The sequence below is a fragment of the Anaerocolumna jejuensis DSM 15929 genome, assembly GCF_900142215.1.
Taxonomy (GTDB): Bacteria; Bacillota; Clostridia; order Lachnospirales; family Lachnospiraceae; genus Anaerocolumna; species Anaerocolumna jejuensis.
Genome location: NZ_FRAC01000033.1, coordinates 1 through 17,424, shown reverse-complemented (window position 1 = coordinate 17,424; position 17,424 = coordinate 1). Strand labels below are relative to the sequence as shown.

The window sequence follows — 17,424 nt, the reverse complement described above, 5'->3', positions numbered from 1 at the left end:
ATACATTAGCAGGTATTTATTCATCTTTTGCAGCAGCCTCTTAATACCTGCAGAAAGCACATCTGATTAACCTGTTAAGCCGGAACATATTCGGTGAAACAGGGATAATTCTATTCCTTATGGGTGAAAGCAGCGAAATAATCGCTATGAAAAATCTTCTACCATTCGGTAGCCCACTCCGATTTCAGTCAGGATATATTCCGGTTCAACGGGATTTTTCTCAATTTTTCTTCGGATATTTGCCATATTTACTCTTAGAATCTGATTATCTTTTTCCGCATAGGGACCCCATATCTTTGTAATAATGGAATCGTAGGTCAATACTTTCCCCGGGTTCTGGGCCAGAAGGGATACCAGCTTATATTCTATCTGGGTCAGGTGGACCTCCTCTCCGCGGATGGTTACCAGATGCTTGTCAAAATCAATAAGAAAATCCTTTGCTTTATAGGAACTTTTTGCCTTACCGCCTTTGGAATCAGCCTTGATATAATGCCTGAGGGCTGTCCTGATACGGGCCAGCAGCTCGCTGGTTCCAAAGGGCTTTGTAATGTAGTCGTCAGCCCCCGCGTCCAGAGCCTGAACCTTGGAATATTCGTCATCCCTTGCAGATACCACTAAAATGGGAAGGAAAGACCATTCCTTTACCTCCTTTATCACCTCTAATCCATCCATATCAGGAAGACCAAGGTCTAGCAGAACCAAATCCGGACAATGGGAGGAGATGAGCTCGATACCTTCTCTTCCGGTACGGCACAGGATTACTTTATAATGATTGGCTGAAAGAGTTGCATCAATGAATTTACTGATAGTTGGTTCATCCTCAATCAGCAGAATTTTTATTTTCTTGCTCAAGTGTATTGCCTCCTTCAAGGGGAAGTGTAAAGGTAAACAGTGCTCCGCCGCTTAGCTGGTTCTGGGCATTTATGGTTCCGCCGTGGGCCATAATAATTGTCTTGCAGATGGAAAGTCCGATACCGATTCCTTTTACGGCATCGCTGGTCTGGGCAGTGGTCGGGGAAATACCTTCAAATACGGAATCCGTATCATTAAAGGTAAGGCCTTTTCCGTTATCTGCTACCTGAAACAGGACTTCGTTTTCGGCAGCCGTTACATTCAGTGATAGTAAGGCACCTTTTCCGGCATGTTTTACACCATTTTCCAGGAGATTAATGAGTACCTGCATTATCAGTGTGGCATCCATGGGGACCATCAGAAACTCTTCCGGTATTTTAACCTGCACATTGGCCTTTGGATAGCGTTTCCTTAAGCGGCCTACGGCAGCAGTTACTACCTCCTCAAGAGGTTCCGGGGATTTGCTGACGGAAGAAACACCTTCCTTTATACGGGTAACGGACAGCAGATTTTCAACCATGTGCAATAGCCAGTTGGAATCCTCATAGATATATTTGATAAGCTTATCCTGTTCCTTTTGGCTTAGCTGTTCTTTGTTATTCATAATCGTTTCACTGGCGCCGATCATGCCGGTGAGAGGAGTACGCAAATCATGGGAGATTGCACGCAGCAGATTGGCACGCATTTTTTCCTTTTCCGTCTCCAGCAGGATATTCTGCTGGGAATCTGACAGATACTCCCGTTCCAGTGCAATAGCTGCCTGGGAGATGATGAGCTTTAAATAATCCAGGGTACTTTTATCCAGGGGCTTTTGACACAGCTGGAAAATTCCCATAACTCCCCAGATTTTTTTATGGGATATTAAGGGGAGATAGGTACAACTGGATTCATTGCCAAAGTCCGTCTGAAAGCCTGCGATTTTTTGATTTTCAAAGACCCAGTGGGCAACAAAGCGTTCGTGGCTTGAATTCATAATTGGGATATGCTTTGGATCAAGGCTGTGAATCATGCCCGGTTCTCCGGACTGGGGCGATTTGGAATAGAAAACGCAGGAGCAGCCCGTAAGAGAAGAAACATATTCCAAAGCAAGGCTTCCTATGTTCTCTGCCCCGTTCAGAGACAGAAGCTTTCTGCTGATTTCATTGAGCTGCCTTGTTTTTTCTTCTCTGATTTCCGCCTCCCGTGCATGCTTTTTTAAGTTGGCAGTAGTCATGCTGATAATAACAGATATTATGAACATACCTGCCAGGGTAAGATGGTAGCCTTCGCTGGAAGGAGTAAAACGGAGGTTTAAGAAGAACAAGCAGTAATATACAGCTAATATTCCTAAAAAAGAGGCAATAAAGCTGCAAAGATAACCTTCTGTTATTTTGGAAATAATAATAACGGAAAGAATGTAAAAAATATATACATTACTGTCCTCTCCCGTTTTGTGAATAACCAGATAGGATAGTATGGCTGAGGCAGACAATATAAGAACTGTTTTTAAAATATCGGACAGAATAGCCGAAGTATCAGGTTTTTGCATGTTGTTTCTCCAAAATATATAAGATTTACTTTCAATATTCTTATTATAATATATTTTATTATGTTGCACCATAGAAAATTATAGCGAAAATCCTGGATATCTGTAAATGGAGGCAGAAACAGGCAAAAATATGTAAGGTATTCTTTCTTAAGAATTCTTAATAGTAATTTATAGTGCATTCTATAAAAAACGTAAGAAAATAACGGGAGAAAAACCGCAATGATGCATAAAACAATAGGAATTATAGTATTCCTACTGGTATATACCCAGTTAAGAAAACGTTAAGAAAATGTAAAGAAGTTAATAACACATTGATATTTTGTAAAGTTCATGTTAAGCTTTTTAAGGCTTGATAAGACAAGCGCCACCATAAAATTAAGCGAATTTTCGCAGATGGGAGAGCAATATGACGATTTTATTTGGTGATTTTATCCACCAGATTATTAATAATCCGGCTTTGCTTATTACGGTTGTTTTAACTTTGGGGGTTATTTTGGTCAATGGCTGGACGGATGCACCCAACGCTATCGCAACCTGTGTGTCGACCCGTTCCATGGAACCGAAGAAGGCCATTATTATGGCAGCTATTTTCAATTTCCTCGGTGTATTTGTAATGACTGCATTTAATGCGACAGTAGCCCAGACTATTTACAATATGGTTGATTTCAGAGGTGATTCCCATAATTCTCTGATTGCATTGTGTGCCGCCTTAGTTGCCATCGTAGCATGGGCAACAGGAGCATGGGTATTTGGTATTCCTACCAGTGAAAGTCATGCATTAATAGCAGGCCTCTCCGGTGCGGCCATCGCTCTTCAGAGAGGTATATCCGGTATCAACTGGCATGAATGGATTAAAGTAATATATGGTCTGGTAATTTCTACCCTGCTTGGTTTTGTTCTGGGCTTTGTGGTTGTAAGAATAATAGAAGCCGCCTGTAAAGGGATGGACAGAAGAAAATCGAAACCGGCTTTTCAGAAGGCACAGATCTTAGGCGGAGCAGCAATGGCATTCATGCACGGCGCACAGGACGGACAAAAGTTTATGGGCGTATTCATGTTAGGAATGTTTTTAGCAAATGGCCAAAGCGATGTAACGAATTTTACAATTCCCGTATGGCTTATGATACTTTGTTCTTTGGTTATGGCTCTGGGAACTTCCATCGGCGGATACCGTATAATAAAAACAGTTGGTATGGGAATGGTGAAACTGGATACATATCAGGGATTTGCAGCTGATACAGCAGCAGCAATCAGCTTGTTGATTTCCTCCCTTACCAGTCTTCCTGTAAGTACAACTCATACAAAAACAACGGCAATAATGGGTGTTGGAGCCTCCAAAAGAATTTCTTCCGTTAACTGGAGTGTTGTAAAAGAAATGGTTTTGGCATGGGTTTTGACCTTCCCGGGCTGTGGAGTAGTCGGGTACCTGATGGCATATATCTTTATGAGAATCTTTTAAGAGAAAGGAATTAACATGAGCAGTAAAAAAGCATACGATTATTTTGAAGCACTCCTTGGTTTATCCAAGTTTTCTTTACAGGCATCAGAGCTTTTAAAGAAAACAATCTCTGATTTCCATACAGCAACTTTGGAGGAGAAAATCAGAGAAATGCATAATATTGAGCATTCAGCAGATATTGCAAAGCATGATATGATCGAACATCTTATAAAGGAATTCCTTCCTCCTATTGAAAGAGAAGATATTATTAATGTAGCTCAGCAGATTGACGATGTTACGGATGCGGTAGAAGATGTATTAATGTGCATTGACATGTTCAATGTGAAAAAAATCCGTCCGGAGATACCGAAATTTACAGAGACCATAGAAGCCTGCTGTAAATCCATGTATGTCAGCGTGGAAGAAATGCGTAATTTTAAAAAGTCCAAGAAGCTTCATGCGGAAGTAGTTGAGGTAAACCGCCTGGAGGAAGAGGGAGATGCCCTCTATATTAACGGCGTAAAGGAACTGTACAGAAACACTTCAGACCCTGTTGATCTGATGATTTGGACTGAAGTTTACCGTAAGCTTGAAAAATGCTGTGATGCCTGTGAAGATGTGGCCAATGAAATCGAAAGCATTGTAATGAAAAATTCCTGATGCTGGGAATGAATTCATAATAGGTGTCAATAATTGATAATGTAAGAATAGGAATACCTGTATTTGCTGTCCGCAGATACTTGTATTCCTTTTTCTTGCCACAGGTCAAATGCATGAGACCAAATAGTGGATATGTACAGATGACCAAGGAGGTTATTTTGGAGTTTTGCCTCAAGAGGTTCCTTATGACACTTAAGTGGCAGGAAATGTGACTAGGTAAAACGGTGCCACTGTTTGAGCTTGATAACTAACACCGCCATATTTGTTACAGCGAGTTTGGCGCTGTTTTGCCTGCCAGTCACGTTTCCTGGCGCTTTAGTGGAATAAGGGTTCTCGCGTAACAAAACTCCAAAATAACCTCCTTGGTCATCGTCCGCTTCCATAAACTTCCTTCATGCGTTTGCTGTGTTTCTTACCAGCATTTCTATTGCAAATATATGGGGATTGAGTTATAGTAAAAAAGAAGTCTAAAAAAGAGAGCGGGTTGAAAAATGCGGCGCCGCAGGTAGTAAGGCGGAATGCATGGAGGATAAAATGCTGAATTTTGAGATTACACAGGATATTATGAAAGAAGTGAACAAAACAGTCATTGGCAAGGAAAATATCGTTCGGAAAGTCCTGACTGCCATAATAGCGAAAGGGCATATCCTGATAGAGGATATTCCGGGTGTCGGAAAGACGACCCTGGCCTTGGCTTTTTCTAAAGTAATGAATCTGGAATATAACCGTTTGCAGTTTACCCCGGACGTACTTTCCACAGATGTAATCGGTTATCATGTTATAACAAGAGATGGAGAATTAGGTGATTACAAGCAGGGTCCTGTTGTTTGTAATTTATTCCTTGCTGATGAAATCAACCGTACCTCCTCTAAGACACAGTCAGCGCTTCTGGAAGTAATGGAAGAAGGCAGTGTGACAGTTGACGGTATTACCATGCAGGTACCAAAGCCCTTTACCGTAATAGCAACCCAGAACCCGGTAGGGTCCATAGGCACCCACATGCTGCCGGAATCCCAGCTGGACCGTTTTATGATAAGGCTTTCTATGGGATATCCGGATGTTGCAGGGGAAATTCGTATGTTAAAAGACAGGAATGGTGAAAATCCTCTGTCCAAAATGAAAGAAGTGGTCAGCAGGGAAGATATTCTTACCATGCAGCAGCAGGCGGAAAAAATTTATGTAAATGACAGTATCTATGAATATCTGGTAAAGCTTATACTTATGACGAGAAGGGACCCCTATGTAGAGCTTGGGGTAAGCCCGAGAGGAAGCATTGCCCTGCTCAACATGGCAAAGGCGAATGCCTATATCAACGGCAGGGATTTTCTGGTGCCGGATGACATCAGAAGCATATTCTACGATATCATATCACACCGTATTATATTAAAGCCGGAGGCAAGGGTAAACAACGTAAGCCTGGAGCAGGTCAGCAAGGGAATTTTAAAACAGGTACAGGCACCAAAGATTGGATAAATATCAAAGATTAGATAAATATCAAAGATTAGATAAATACCAAGGCTTGGGGAAATATCCGCCATTGGATAAATACCAGGGCTTGGAAAAGCATAGCATACAGAAAAACAGGCAGGTCTGCAAAAGACAGGTTGAAAGAAAATAGAGAAAGAAAGGATGCCCTGGTGCTTCTTTCAGCCAAAAAATCTGCGGCAGCCGCAGGAAGGACAGCGGCGGTACACTACACATAAAATGACTGGAAAAAGAATAGCATATGTCATATTTCTTCTGTTAGTTGGTCTCTTTTCCATATTCTATAATGTATACTTTACCATGAATTTTTTCTTTGCAGTCCTTTTGCTGCCCTTTTTACTCCTTTTTATAGCCTGGCTGTCTTTAAGAAGAGTGGAAGTGAAAGTTTCTGCTGTGCCGGCCCTGACCAAAAAGGGAGAGGACATCGAAATAAAATTCGAAGCTTATAACCGCTCCGATATACCCATTACCCATCTTGAAATTTGTTATACCTATTGCAATGAAATCTCGAACCGCAGGAAAAAGGATAAGATCATTTTAAGTGTGGATAAAAACAGTTCCTCCTATGCAGTTTTAAATCTGAAGTCGGAGCATTGCGGCAATATTAAGATATCGGTTTACCGCATTAAATGCTATGATATCTTATCCATAGGATATGTATCCAGAAAATGTCCCGATTGGTTAATGGTATCCGTAATGCCGAACCTTCATCCGATAGCAGGGGATATTATTCGAAAAACTGCGGATATGGAAATGGATGATGAAAGTGTCCATTATCTTGAATATAAACCCGGAAATGACCCTTCTGAAATCTTTGGGGTAAGGGATTATAAAGAAGGGGACAGGCCCAACCAGATACATTGGAAGCTCAGCAGAAAAAACCAGAAGCTGATTATGAAAGAGTACAGTCAGCCCTTAAGAGATAAGGCCCTTTTTTTTATGGATTTTAAAGGAGAGGAAGAGGGCGAGAAGAAATTGCTGCAGCTGGACAGTTATATAGAAGCTGCCATGTCGGTTTCCGAAGGAATATTAAAAAAAGGGCATCAGCACAGACTTGTATGGTATGACTGGGTTGAAAAGCAGTATGTTGAAAAGGATATAATAGATAATAACAGCAGCAATGAGGCGCAGACAGCGTTATTAAGTGCTTCTTTTTATACCAGGAAAGAGGAAGAGAAGGAAGTGTATGAGCTGGAGGATGAGGCAGGCAGAAATGTCATTTATCTCACCAATGAGGTATCGGAAGATAAGATTCTGAAGCTGCAGAAATCAGGCATGCATCATTTATACATCATTTATATCAATGATCTTCAAAAGCTGCCGTTAAAGTCAAAAACAATGGATTTCTTAAAAAAATCCATGATAGATTGCTACCCTATTGACATCAACAATATAAAAGAAACAATTTTTAAACTGGGTGTTATTGCTTAAGCTGACGAGAGAAACGGGAAAGAGGTTTTATGAGAGCTAAGAAAGAAAAGTCTTTTGATGGGATATCTATCAGAGGAAAAGAAACCGTAATGGCTGTGGGATACGGCAGTTATCCCTGCCTTCAGTCCATAATGCAGATTATCCTCATAGAGGCTGTGCTTTATAGTGTAATATTTGGTTTTGCAACGGGACTTAAGCTTCCGGTAGTACAGCTGCCTCTTTTGGGAGCGATTTTTTTCTTCGGGCTGGTATGCTGGGGACTCTTTGCTTTTTTTAAAGCTGGAATAGTAATTTTTCTGCCGATTCTGGCGACCTATCTATACGGGTTTTTCAGGATGTGGAAGGAAGTTGGAAACGGTTTTTGGCAGATAGAGAATTATTTCATAACTTTTATGAATAAGTATTATGGTACCCATGCTTATACTTTTCTGGTAGATAACTATGAGCCGGCAAGGGTAATTACGGTTTTTCTTATTTTTGTTACTCTGCCCCTTGCCTTAATACTTAGTTTGATTATATTGAATAAGGCCTCCCATTTACTATATTATCCGGTGACACTTCCTATTATTATCCTTCCCTTTGTGGTTGGACGTATTCCTTCCACTTCTTCCTTTTCTGCCTACATAGCTGCTACTTTTGGCATATTTGTACTGGGCAACCATATTCGGATGTCAGGGGCAGGAACAAAGGAGGAAAGAGCAGCGTTAAAGGAACAAAAAAAAATAATGGACAGCAGTCACTACCGAATAAACATAAAGGGCAGCTTTTTGATATTTTGCAGCGTTTTGCTGCTGTTTCTGCTTATTCCCTTTTGCTTTTCAAAAACGACCTATGAATATAAAATGAATATTCCGAAGGTGAAGAAAGAAGTCCGGGTAAAGATTGAAAAAATAGATGTAAAGAATGTAGCTGACTATTTTGGTTTTCTGAATAATGGGAAAATCGTTATCTTTAAATATTACACAGCCTCCGGCGGTCTGAATGAAGGCAGACTGGGAGGTGTGGGAAAGCTTAATTATGATAATAAGACGGACATTATTATAAATGTGCTGGAAAACAGTAAGACTGTTTACCTGAAAGGCTTTACCGGAAGCACCTATGACGGCAATGCCTGGAACGGCCTGAGCGATGAAGCTATGGCAGATTATGCTCAATATAAGGCAATGTGGGAAAATATTAATCTGGAGGCAGCCGACCAGACGGGGGGACTCATAAGGCTTATGGAAGAAGCCTTGGGATATGTTCAGCCTATGGGCTTTTACCGTGATTATATGAACATCCAGAATGTAGGTGCAAACAGCAAATATACCTATATGCCATATTATCCTTCTCTTAACGAGGAGACGGGAATGGATACGGCCAATCCGGAATATAGTAAGAGCAGTGCTGCCCACATGGGTTATTTGATTAGTTACTATTATTATACGGGTAAGGAAGATATATTAAATCGCGATTTTTTTACAGAACTTGCAAAATATCAACAGAAGCCAGCAGTATACGGCGGCATGAATGAAGAGTTGAAAAATAAGTTAATGGAATATAAAGAGACGGATAAGCAATACCGTACTTTTATAGAGAAATATTATATGCAGGTACCTTACAGCGGACTTGAACAGCTCAAGGCCGACATGGAGGGTAAATATGCGGAAATGAGAGAAAAATACGGGGAAGAGAAAGCCCTTAGTGAACTAACAGCTTATATCCGTACCTATATCCAGAAAAATACGGCCTATTCTTTAAAGCCCGGCACTTTACCAAAGGGTAAGGACTTTGTGGAGTATTTCCTTTATGAGAAAAAACAGGGCTTTTGTACGCATTATGCCAGCGCTGCAGTCCTGGCGTACCGCTTTGCAGGTGTACCGGCCAGATATGTAGAAGGGTATATAGCAAAACCCACGGCTATTAAGAATGGAAAGAATATCGGAAGCAAGACGGTTACGGTTTTCTCTGAAAATGATGAGATGAAGCAGCAGACAGTTGTGGAACGTGAGGTGCGAATCAGTGATTCGGGTGCCCATGCATGGGTGGAGGTCTATAAGGATGGCTGGGGCTGGGTTCCTGTGGAAATGACACCGGGCTTTCAGACGGAAGAAGACAGCACACCTGCAGGGCAGAATGAAATAACACCGTCTGTCACACCGACACCACAGGCAACCGCGACCCCTACCGTGCCGGAACAAAGCGATACCAACAATGAAAAAGATTCCTCCGGTGCAGAGAAAACGGCAAAGGGCGGCCATATGAATTATAAGGATATAGCGGTATTTATGCTTACAGCAATGCTAATAACCTTAGTATTCCTTATAACAGCCGGCGTTCTGATAAAGGTATACCGCTTTATCAGCCTAAAAAAAGCGGAGCCGGGAAAGAAAACAATCCTTATTTACCGGAAAGTGAAATTTCTGATAAGAGCCGCCGGAGTACCATTGGACGAGGCGGACTACAAGCATTCGGCTTTAATGGTCGAGGATAACCTGCAGCAGCTGAAAGAAAAGGAATTTCTGCAATTCATCGATATTGTTCTGAAAGCAAGGTTTGGCTCCGGGCCGTTGACACCGGAGGAAGCAGAAAGTGCCGGTAACTATTACCAGCTTGTTAAGAAAACAGTATTTAGAAGCCTTCCGGTATTAAAGAGAATAATCTGCGGTCTGTACTTTGTATAAGCGCAGACCGGTGGAAAGAAAAAGTTTCTCCCTTAGCGTGAAATGGTATACACGATGGATTTGCTGTGCTATAATAAACGGTAAAATATGCTTATTTAATGGACAGAAAGGTATGGGTATCCAATGAAAATCAGCAACAGAATGAATAAACGCTACACGCTAATATCTGTTTATGTCATCATAACATGTATCGTCATATATATATTGAGTCTGGTAGCAAAAAACGCAAAGGATATTTTAACAGGGCTGCTTGGTATGTTAAATTGGGTAATGGGAGTCGCCAAGCCAATTGCTATTGCATTTATTTTAGCCTATTTGCTGGACCCTGTTGTAAACTTCTTTGAAACCCTTTATGGAAAGATAAAGATTAAGAACTGGAAGCTGAAATCCGGGCGCACCTGGGCAGTTATGACGACGGTATTGCTGCTTCTTGCTATTATAGTGCTTGGCATTTCCCTGCTTGTCTATAATGTCACAAACCAGCTGAGACTGGCAAAGTTAGATGACATTGTAGTTTTGGCAACAAATTATATAAATAATATTAATGATTTTTATGCTTCTGTTCTGGCTAAGCTGGAGACGGTTAATATTCATTCGGAACAGATTAATGATTATATTAAGGATAATGCAACGAAACTGGTGGATGCACTAAAGACCGGAGGGACTTCGTTTGTTTCTTCCCTTGCCAATATATCTTCCTATATAACAACCGTCATCTTTGCCCTGGTAATTTCAATCTACTTTATGATTGACGGCAAAATGATCAAAAATTATATCAGGAAAGTCGGAAGGGCATTTTTAAATAATAGCTGGAATACAAGGATCAGCATATTTTTAAAGGATGCCGATTATGTATTCTCCGGCTACATCAGGGGACAGCTCCTGGATGTTATGGTAATGATGTTCGCGCTCACAGTAGTTCTGTCAATAATCGGGGTAAAATATTCGGTGCTCATTGGAATAATTGCAGGGCTGGGAAATTTAATACCTTACCTGGGACCCTTTATAGCCTATTTCGGAACTGCGATAAGCTGTCTTGCATATGGCCAATATCAAAAGCTGATAATTGCTGTTATTGCATTGGCAATCGTGCAGGCTCTGGATGGCAATATAATAGCACCAAAGCTGTTAAGCCAGAGTATCAAGATACATCCGGTACTGGTAATCATTTCTTTGATATTCGGTAATGCCATCGGAGGACTTTTTGGAATGCTCTTTGCTGTGCCTGTCGGTGCTTTGCTTAAGCTTTTGTTTTCCAGATATGTTGACACAAGACTGAAGGAAAAGCAGGAGGAACAGGACGGCGTGAAACAAAAGGAGCAGGGAAGAGAGAAAAAGCCGTCCAAAGAAGAGGCTGGCATAAATTAGTACATCAGGTTGCATGAGCCTCTTATAAGGAGACTTTATGCGGCCTTTTTTGCAGTATATCAATAGTAAGTTATGGGAATAAATTGTAAGAAAAATGTAAGAAATCAACTAGAATTTATTTAAGATATGTATTGTAAGATGTTAGGAGACAGGCGATAGCAAGGAGGGGATTGTTCAAGGTGGCAAACCAGGCTGAAAAAATTATTGAGGTTAAAAACGTAAAAAAAATCTACCGCATGGGTCAGGAGAAAATACACGCGGTGGATGATGTAAGCTTCGACATCTATAAAGGAGAATTCTGCTGCCTACTGGGTACCTCCGGATCTGGTAAATCAACCCTGTTAAATCTCATGGCAGGTATAGAAAAAATCTCAGGCGGACAGATTATCATCAAGGGCAAGAAGATACATAAAATGAGTGAGAATAATCTGGCCAGATTTCGGCAGCGCTATTTAGGCTTTGTATTTCAATCCTATAACCTTATAGGCTCTATGACGGCACTGGAGAATGTGGAATTTCCGCTGATATTTAAAAGAGTAAAGACAAAACAGCGAAGGAAAATGGCCAGAGACATGCTGAAACAAGTAGGGCTGGAAACCAGGCTGAATCATAAACCCAAAGAAATGAGCGGCGGGCAGCAGCAGAGAGTTGGAATAGCAAGAGCCTTTGTGGCAAGTCCTGAGATTGTTTTTGCTGATGAGCCTACCGGTAATCTGGATACAAAGACAACAATGGATGTTATGAAGCTGATTAAAATGATGGCAAAGCAGCATAACCAAACCATAGTAATGGTAACACATGACAGGCGTTTAGCGGATTTTGCAGACCGCATCATACATATATTGGACGGAAAAATTCAGGAAATTGAAGTAAGAGAGGCAGCCTCCCTGGACATAGCGGTAACAAACGAACAGGAGGCTCAAGAAGCTCAGGAGGAAAAGCAGGAAGTGCCCATATCAGCCGGTGCTGAAGGGAATACCCTGCAGGCAAAGGAAAAAGCGGAAACAATCAGCTGAAATGATAATAATAGAGGAAAAGAGGGTTAAAGGATGAGAAAGGTTAAAAAGGTCTTTACTGCTGTATTGATTATGACAATGATAGCAGCTAATTTAGCCGGAGGGACAGCTGTAAAAGCCACTGCGGACAGTGGGAACGGAATCAGTATCGTATATGCCGATTCTGTGAATGATATAAATGGGGTTCCAGGGGAGACAGTCCATGTCAAATTGCCGATAAAAGCGGTAGGAGGCTATTTGGCACAGCCAAGAATTACTGTAGTGACAGAGGGAAAACCATATAAAGTTGAAAATGTCGCATTGACCGGTGATGGGTTTTCATCAGATAATCCGCCTATCGGTATTAATGCTGGAAAATTATATATAGAATTTGATTTAGCTGTGAAAGAAACTGCCAAAATAGGAATAACCAAGCTGGAAGTAAAAGTTGATGCCTTATACAGTACTGACACCGGTTACAGCAGTGCGACCTATACCCTTCCCAGCCTTAATTTTATAATTTCGGATGAGATAGAACCCGCCCAGCTGACAGTCGATAATGTAAATTATGATAATGCAACTATCGGAAAGAGCATTGACCTTAATTTCACAATTAGAAATGAAGGAAAAATAACCGCACGAAATGCTTATTTCAGTATTGATGACAAGAGCTTTGATGAAACAAAGATTTCACCAAGATATTCAAAACTGGAACAAAAAATCGGCAAGTCGGGAACTCTGAAAGGCGGGGAAATTTATAATGTAAAGCTGCCCCTGAAGATTCAGAGTGATGCAACGGCAGGACTGAAGAAGCTTACGGTTACTATGAAGTATAAAGATGAGGATGGCAATGTAACTACCGACACCAGTCAGGTATACATTACTGTAACAGCTAATACAGAGGCTCCTGTTATCGAAATAGTAAGCACTAAATATGCCAGTGAACTGGTGGCAGGCGATAAGTTCAATATGGTCGTGACCATTCGCAATACAGGAAAGAGCCCTGCCCGCGATATCCAGGTGTCAATTGACGGACTGGGTTCAGAAGGTTTTCTGCCTGGCTATACAGGAAAGACAATTGCGGTTGATAAATTAGCAGTTAATGGTAAGACAGACGTTAAAATTCCGTTGATTGTATCTCAAAATGCAAAGGTCGGATTAAAAGAAGTTCCGATTACTATTGCCTATACGGATGAAACAAAGACTCCCTTTAATACAAAAACCTCCGTTTATTTGTCAGTGGAAGCGACAGAGGGTGTGGATGAAAGCGGCAAGCCTAATATTGTAATTACCAATGTGACCCAAAGTCCGGATGCACCGAATGCCGGTGCCAGAGTGAATGTATCATTTGATATGGAAAATAAAAGCAAAGTGGATATCAGTGATGTGAAGATATCGTTAGCCACTGCAACAGGAGATGTATTCGCTCCTTTAAGTTCTGAACCGTATTACTACATAGACAGCATAAAGGGTGGGAATAAGGCAAGGGTCAATATGTCCCTGAAGGCATCGGATTCGATACCGGAAGGTACGAGCAGCGTGGCATTAAAGTATTCCTACGTAGCGAACGGAAAGACCAGCGCAGACGAGACAGCTAATTTATATATTTTAAATGTACAGAATAACGGTGCAGGTTCCAGTAAACCGAAGCTTATTATAAGTAATTTTTCAGCTAGTGAAGAAAAGCTGGTTGCAGGAACTACCTTTGATTTTACCTTTGAAATAAAGAATACCCATCCAAGTATGAGTGCGAGGAACATCAAGGTGACGCTTAGTCAGACAGATAATATCTTCATGGTTGACAATGGAAGCAATACCTTTTATATCAGTAAGATTTCCGCAGGTGAAAAAATCAAGAAAACTCTGAAAATAAGAGTGAAATCAGATGCGGTAACGAAGGCCTATCCTCTTGACGTTACAATGGACTATGATTATGAAGGTGCAAAAGCAAATCCTACCACCGGACAAATCGGGGAGACTGCCAAGGAAACGATAAATCTGCAGGCGGCAGAGAATACCAGGGCTGTAGTTGATAATATCGTAGTAGGTTCCTATGATGCACCGGTAGTAAACCAGCCCTGTACCATAACCTTTGCATTTTACAATATGGGAAAATCCACTTTAAGCAATGTAAAGGCAACCGTATCAGGTGATTATAAGCTTAGCACCGGAGACATGCTCTTTGTAGGTAATGTAGAGGCCGGAGGGCAGCAAACCCCTGAGCTTGAAGCAATTCCTTCTGTTGAAGGGGAGGCCAAGGGCGTATTGACAGTGACCTTTGAAGACAGCACCGGGCAGGAAGTTAAAATTACAAAGGATTTTACAGGCTCAATACAAGCTGCTTATACACCGGATCCGGGTGCAGCAGGAAATCCTGATGGCAATGTAGCACAAGCGAAAAAAGCTATTCTTCCCATATGGATTTTTGTGATAATACAAGTGGTTATTTTGGGAGTTGGAATAGCTACAGCAAGAAAAATTAAGATTAATTTATACAAAAAGAAATTAAGAAAAATAGAAGAAGCAGATTAAGAAAGAAAGGAGATAAGCCATGACGATAGAAATGAATCAGGATTTAGGTGTACAGGTATATCTTCATGAAGGAAATACTATCATGGCGTCGGCGAGCATGGCAGTCAATGCAGCCGGAGGCGGCGGTGAGGTTGCCGGAGATGCTGGTGGGGGAGTTAGCCCTGACGGGACGTCCGCAGGTATGGGCGGTGGTACAGTGAAAGACCCTTTGCTTTCCAACTGGCCCTTTGTTATAGGCATTTCCTTTCTTACATTAGCAGTCAGTGTGGTAATCGGTATCCTGTTGGCAAAGCGCAAAATTAAAAAAGGGATAGAGCTTTATGAAGATTAGCGATTTAATCAAAATAGGCCTCCGGAATTTGAAGCGCAGAAAGGCTAGAACAACCCTGACAGTTATGGGTGTAGTTATAGGAACAATATCTATAGTGGTTATGATATCTATCGGTATTGGCATGAAAAAAAGCTATACCCAGCAGGTTATGGAACAGGGAAGCCTTACAACGATTACTGTAAGCAGTACCGGAGGATATGTTGATGATAAGGGAAATTATGTATCAATCAAGGCAGACCCTATGGATGATAAACTGGTTGCGGAAGTTAAAGCCTTGGCCCATGTAAAGTCTGTTGTACCTATGATAGTAACCAACATGTTCATGTATAGCGGCCGTTACCAGAATAATATCCAGTTATACGTTTTGGACAGCAATTACATATCAGGCATGGAGTTTCCTGCTCTCACAGCCGGAAACCTGCCTACGCCAAAGGATAACAAGGTAATCGTATTTGGCAGTGATTCACTGAGTAATTTTTACGATCCCACCTCCAGGTTCGGCTCGTCTAAACAGGTCGATATCACAAGAGATAAAATTACCTTTGGTTTTAATCCCTATCAATATCAAATAGATGAAAAAAAGAAGCCGCTGACAGTTAAGGTTGAACGGTATGGGCAGCTTACCAAATCAAATAATTATGAATTTGACTATAACAGCTATATGGATATTAGTTATTTTAGATATTTGTATAATAAATATGTAAATACTCTTAAAACAACAGAACGTAAAAAAGCAATGACCGCTGTAGCGCATTACACCAATTTAAAGGTAACAGTTGACAATTTTGAGAATGTAAAAGACGTACAGGGGAAAATTGATGCATTGGGTTATCAGACAGACAGTCTTGCTAAGCTTATGGCACCTATGTTAAGTACTGCAAATATGCTGCAGATGGTGCTGGGAGCAATCGGCGCTGTATCCATGCTGGTATCTGCCATTAATATTGCTAATACTATGATAATGTCCATCTATGAAAGAACAAAAGAAATAGGTATTATGAAGGTATTGGGATGCCTGGTAAAGGATATTAAGAAACTGTTCCTTTTTGAAGCAGGTATGATCGGTTTGATTGGAGGCGTGCTTGGAATTGTCTTGAGCTATATAGCCTCCTGGGCGATTAATAAATTCGGTGGGCCGCTGTTTCAGGCATTGATGTCTACAAGCTACATGTATAATCCTGAAAACAGTAAATTTTCTATTATTCCTTTATGGCTTCCGTTAGTCGCTGCAGGACTTGCAATTATGGTCGGTATTTTCTCCGGTTATTATCCCGCCAGCAGAGCAACTAAAATCAGTGCCATTGAGGCTATGAAAACAGAAGGCTGATTAGATTTGAATATCAAAATAAGGAACAAACCGTTGATTGCAGGTGAATTTGATTTCATCTGGCAGTCAACGGTTTTTATATTGTTTCCGTATAATATTTTCTTTTAAATATTACACGTAATCTAATTAGTTATAATTTGATGAAATTTGTTGCTGAATTGACTTGACAATGGATAGGATAAGTGTTATTATTTAATACGCTGCTTGTGAAACAGTAGTATTTATTGCATTGACCTTGCGAATAATCAGATTATACAAGATATTGTATAAAAATTGTAAATAATATATTTTGTATAGAAAATTATAAATAAGGCCAATAAAACCTGATAAAAAAACTTCAAAATAGTTATTGACAAACAACTTGCTCTGTGTTATAGTAATAAAGCACCGACGAGCTGAAGAAAATGAAAACAAAGTAAGCAGGCAAAGCTGCTGAAAAGTCCATTGAATGAAGTTTGAAAGAGCAGAAAATGAACCTTGATAACTGAACAGTGAAACAACCCTGAAATTTTCTTTAAAATTTCATTTAAGGATTTAAGAAATCATGACTTTGTTCCTATTACATAAGAGCAAAAATTGATAGTAAGAAATCTTTAATAAAAGAACAGTATCAGAAATGATACAACCTAAAAACAGTAAAAGTATGTGGGTAACACCACAGACTACGGAAATTAACTTGTTGAAGTTTTGATTTATTCATAAATTATAAGCTTCTAAATAGCCAATGTTAATTCTGAAAATGATTAAACTTTAATTTGAGAGTTTGATCCTGGCTCAGGATGAACGCTGGCGGCGTGCTTAACACATGCAAGTC

General features: G+C 40.6%; 13 protein-coding genes and 1 rRNA gene. 11 read left to right on the top strand and 3 right to left on the bottom strand.

The features are described 5' to 3' along the window. Nucleotides 1–144: 144 nt before the first annotated feature. A complete protein-coding gene (locus tag BUB77_RS24500; RefSeq protein ID WP_073279812.1) occupies nt 145–852 on the bottom strand; it encodes a response regulator in 708 nt (235 codons plus the stop codon). Further along, on the bottom strand, nt 821–2,380 hold the full coding sequence (locus tag BUB77_RS24495) for an ATP-binding protein (RefSeq protein WP_073279811.1): 1,560 nt from the start codon (nt 2,378–2,380) through the stop codon (nt 821–823). Before BUB77_RS24495 ends, BUB77_RS24500 begins: the two co-directional genes overlap by 32 nt. Nucleotides 2,381–2,786: 406 nt before the next feature. On the opposite strand from BUB77_RS24495, the gene BUB77_RS24490 reads away from it, so the two are divergent. Both BUB77_RS24490 and BUB77_RS24485 read left to right on the top strand, forming a co-directional pair. Further along, nucleotides 2,787–3,839 (top strand): inorganic phosphate transporter, encoded by a 1,053-nt coding sequence (locus BUB77_RS24490; RefSeq protein ID WP_073279810.1) that lies wholly within the window; start codon nt 2,787–2,789, stop codon nt 3,837–3,839. Nucleotides 3,840–3,854: 15 nt separating this feature from the next. Further along, nucleotides 3,855–4,478 (top strand): DUF47 domain-containing protein, encoded by a 624-nt coding sequence (locus tag BUB77_RS24485; RefSeq protein ID WP_073279809.1) that lies wholly within the window; start codon nt 3,855–3,857, stop codon nt 4,476–4,478. A 212-nt stretch (nt 4,479–4,690) separates the two neighbouring features. Here BUB77_RS24485 and BUB77_RS30135 read toward each other — a convergent pair whose 3' ends face one another. Continuing rightward, nucleotides 4,691–4,861 carry a hypothetical protein gene (locus tag BUB77_RS30135; RefSeq protein ID WP_170866740.1) on the bottom strand — a complete coding sequence of 57 codons (171 nt, stop codon included), beginning with the start codon at nt 4,859–4,861 and terminating at the stop codon, nt 4,691–4,693. A gap of 139 nt (nt 4,862–5,000) precedes the next feature. Between BUB77_RS30135 and BUB77_RS24480 the strand changes: the two genes are divergently transcribed. From BUB77_RS24480 to BUB77_RS24440, 9 genes are all read left to right on the top strand, one after another. Then, nucleotides 5,001–5,951: an AAA family ATPase gene (locus tag BUB77_RS24480; protein WP_139241312.1), complete on the top strand. Its 951-nt coding sequence runs from the start codon at nt 5,001–5,003 to the stop codon at nt 5,949–5,951. Nucleotides 5,952–6,341: 390 nt separating this feature from the next. Next, entirely contained in the window at nt 6,342–7,394 is a 1,053-nt protein-coding gene (locus tag BUB77_RS24475; RefSeq protein WP_170866739.1) for a DUF58 domain-containing protein, read from the top strand. Nucleotides 7,395–7,423: 29 nt separating this feature from the next. After that, the gene (locus BUB77_RS24470; protein ID WP_073279807.1) at nt 7,424–10,057 is read left to right on the top strand and encodes a transglutaminase-like domain-containing protein; all 2,634 of its coding nucleotides are present in this window, start codon (nt 7,424–7,426) and stop codon (nt 10,055–10,057) included. Nucleotides 10,058–10,180: 123 nt separating this feature from the next. Next, entirely contained in the window at nt 10,181–11,425 is a 1,245-nt protein-coding gene (locus BUB77_RS24465) for an AI-2E family transporter (RefSeq protein WP_073279806.1), read from the top strand. A 236-nt stretch (nt 11,426–11,661) separates the two neighbouring features. Then, nucleotides 11,662–12,441 (top strand): ABC transporter ATP-binding protein, encoded by a 780-nt coding sequence (locus BUB77_RS24460; protein WP_084124697.1) that lies wholly within the window; start codon nt 11,662–11,664, stop codon nt 12,439–12,441. 33 nt (nt 12,442–12,474) lie between these two features. Next, nucleotides 12,475–14,952: a COG1361 S-layer family protein gene (locus BUB77_RS24455; RefSeq protein ID WP_073279804.1), complete on the top strand. Its 2,478-nt coding sequence runs from the start codon at nt 12,475–12,477 to the stop codon at nt 14,950–14,952. A 19-nt stretch (nt 14,953–14,971) separates the two neighbouring features. Further along, nucleotides 14,972–15,283 (top strand): hypothetical protein, encoded by a 312-nt coding sequence (locus BUB77_RS24450; protein ID WP_073279803.1) that lies wholly within the window; start codon nt 14,972–14,974, stop codon nt 15,281–15,283. Then, nucleotides 15,273–16,610 (top strand): ABC transporter permease, encoded by a 1,338-nt coding sequence (locus tag BUB77_RS24445; RefSeq protein WP_073279802.1) that lies wholly within the window; start codon nt 15,273–15,275, stop codon nt 16,608–16,610. Before BUB77_RS24450 ends, BUB77_RS24445 begins: the two co-directional genes overlap by 11 nt. Before the next feature lie 751 nt (nt 16,611–17,361). Next, nucleotides 17,362–17,424 (top strand): 16S ribosomal RNA (locus BUB77_RS24440); the annotation flags it as partial.

Excerpts from the sequence above, each read along its gene's own strand:
- BUB77_RS24495 (WP_073279811.1), bottom strand. The coding sequence starts at position 2,380 with ATGCAAAAACCTGATACTTCGGCTATTCTGTCCGATATTTTAAAAACA.
- BUB77_RS24490 (WP_073279810.1), top strand. The coding sequence starts at position 2,787 with ATGACGATTTTATTTGGTGATTTTATCCACCAGATTATTAATAATCCG.
- BUB77_RS24485 (WP_073279809.1), top strand. The coding sequence starts at position 3,855 with ATGAGCAGTAAAAAAGCATACGATTATTTTGAAGCACTCCTTGGTTTA.
- BUB77_RS30135 (WP_170866740.1), bottom strand. The coding sequence starts at position 4,861 with ATGGAAGCGGACGATGACCAAGGAGGTTATTTTGGAGTTTTGTTACGC.
- BUB77_RS24480 (WP_139241312.1), top strand. The coding sequence starts at position 5,001 with ATGGAGGATAAAATGCTGAATTTTGAGATTACACAGGATATTATGAAA.
- BUB77_RS24470 (WP_073279807.1), top strand. The coding sequence starts at position 7,424 with ATGAGAGCTAAGAAAGAAAAGTCTTTTGATGGGATATCTATCAGAGGA.
- BUB77_RS24465 (WP_073279806.1), top strand. The coding sequence starts at position 10,181 with ATGAAAATCAGCAACAGAATGAATAAACGCTACACGCTAATATCTGTT.
- BUB77_RS24460 (WP_084124697.1), top strand. The coding sequence starts at position 11,662 with ATGGGTCAGGAGAAAATACACGCGGTGGATGATGTAAGCTTCGACATC.
- BUB77_RS24455 (WP_073279804.1), top strand. The coding sequence starts at position 12,475 with ATGAGAAAGGTTAAAAAGGTCTTTACTGCTGTATTGATTATGACAATG.
- BUB77_RS24450 (WP_073279803.1), top strand. The coding sequence starts at position 14,972 with ATGACGATAGAAATGAATCAGGATTTAGGTGTACAGGTATATCTTCAT.
- BUB77_RS24445 (WP_073279802.1), top strand. The coding sequence starts at position 15,273 with ATGAAGATTAGCGATTTAATCAAAATAGGCCTCCGGAATTTGAAGCGC.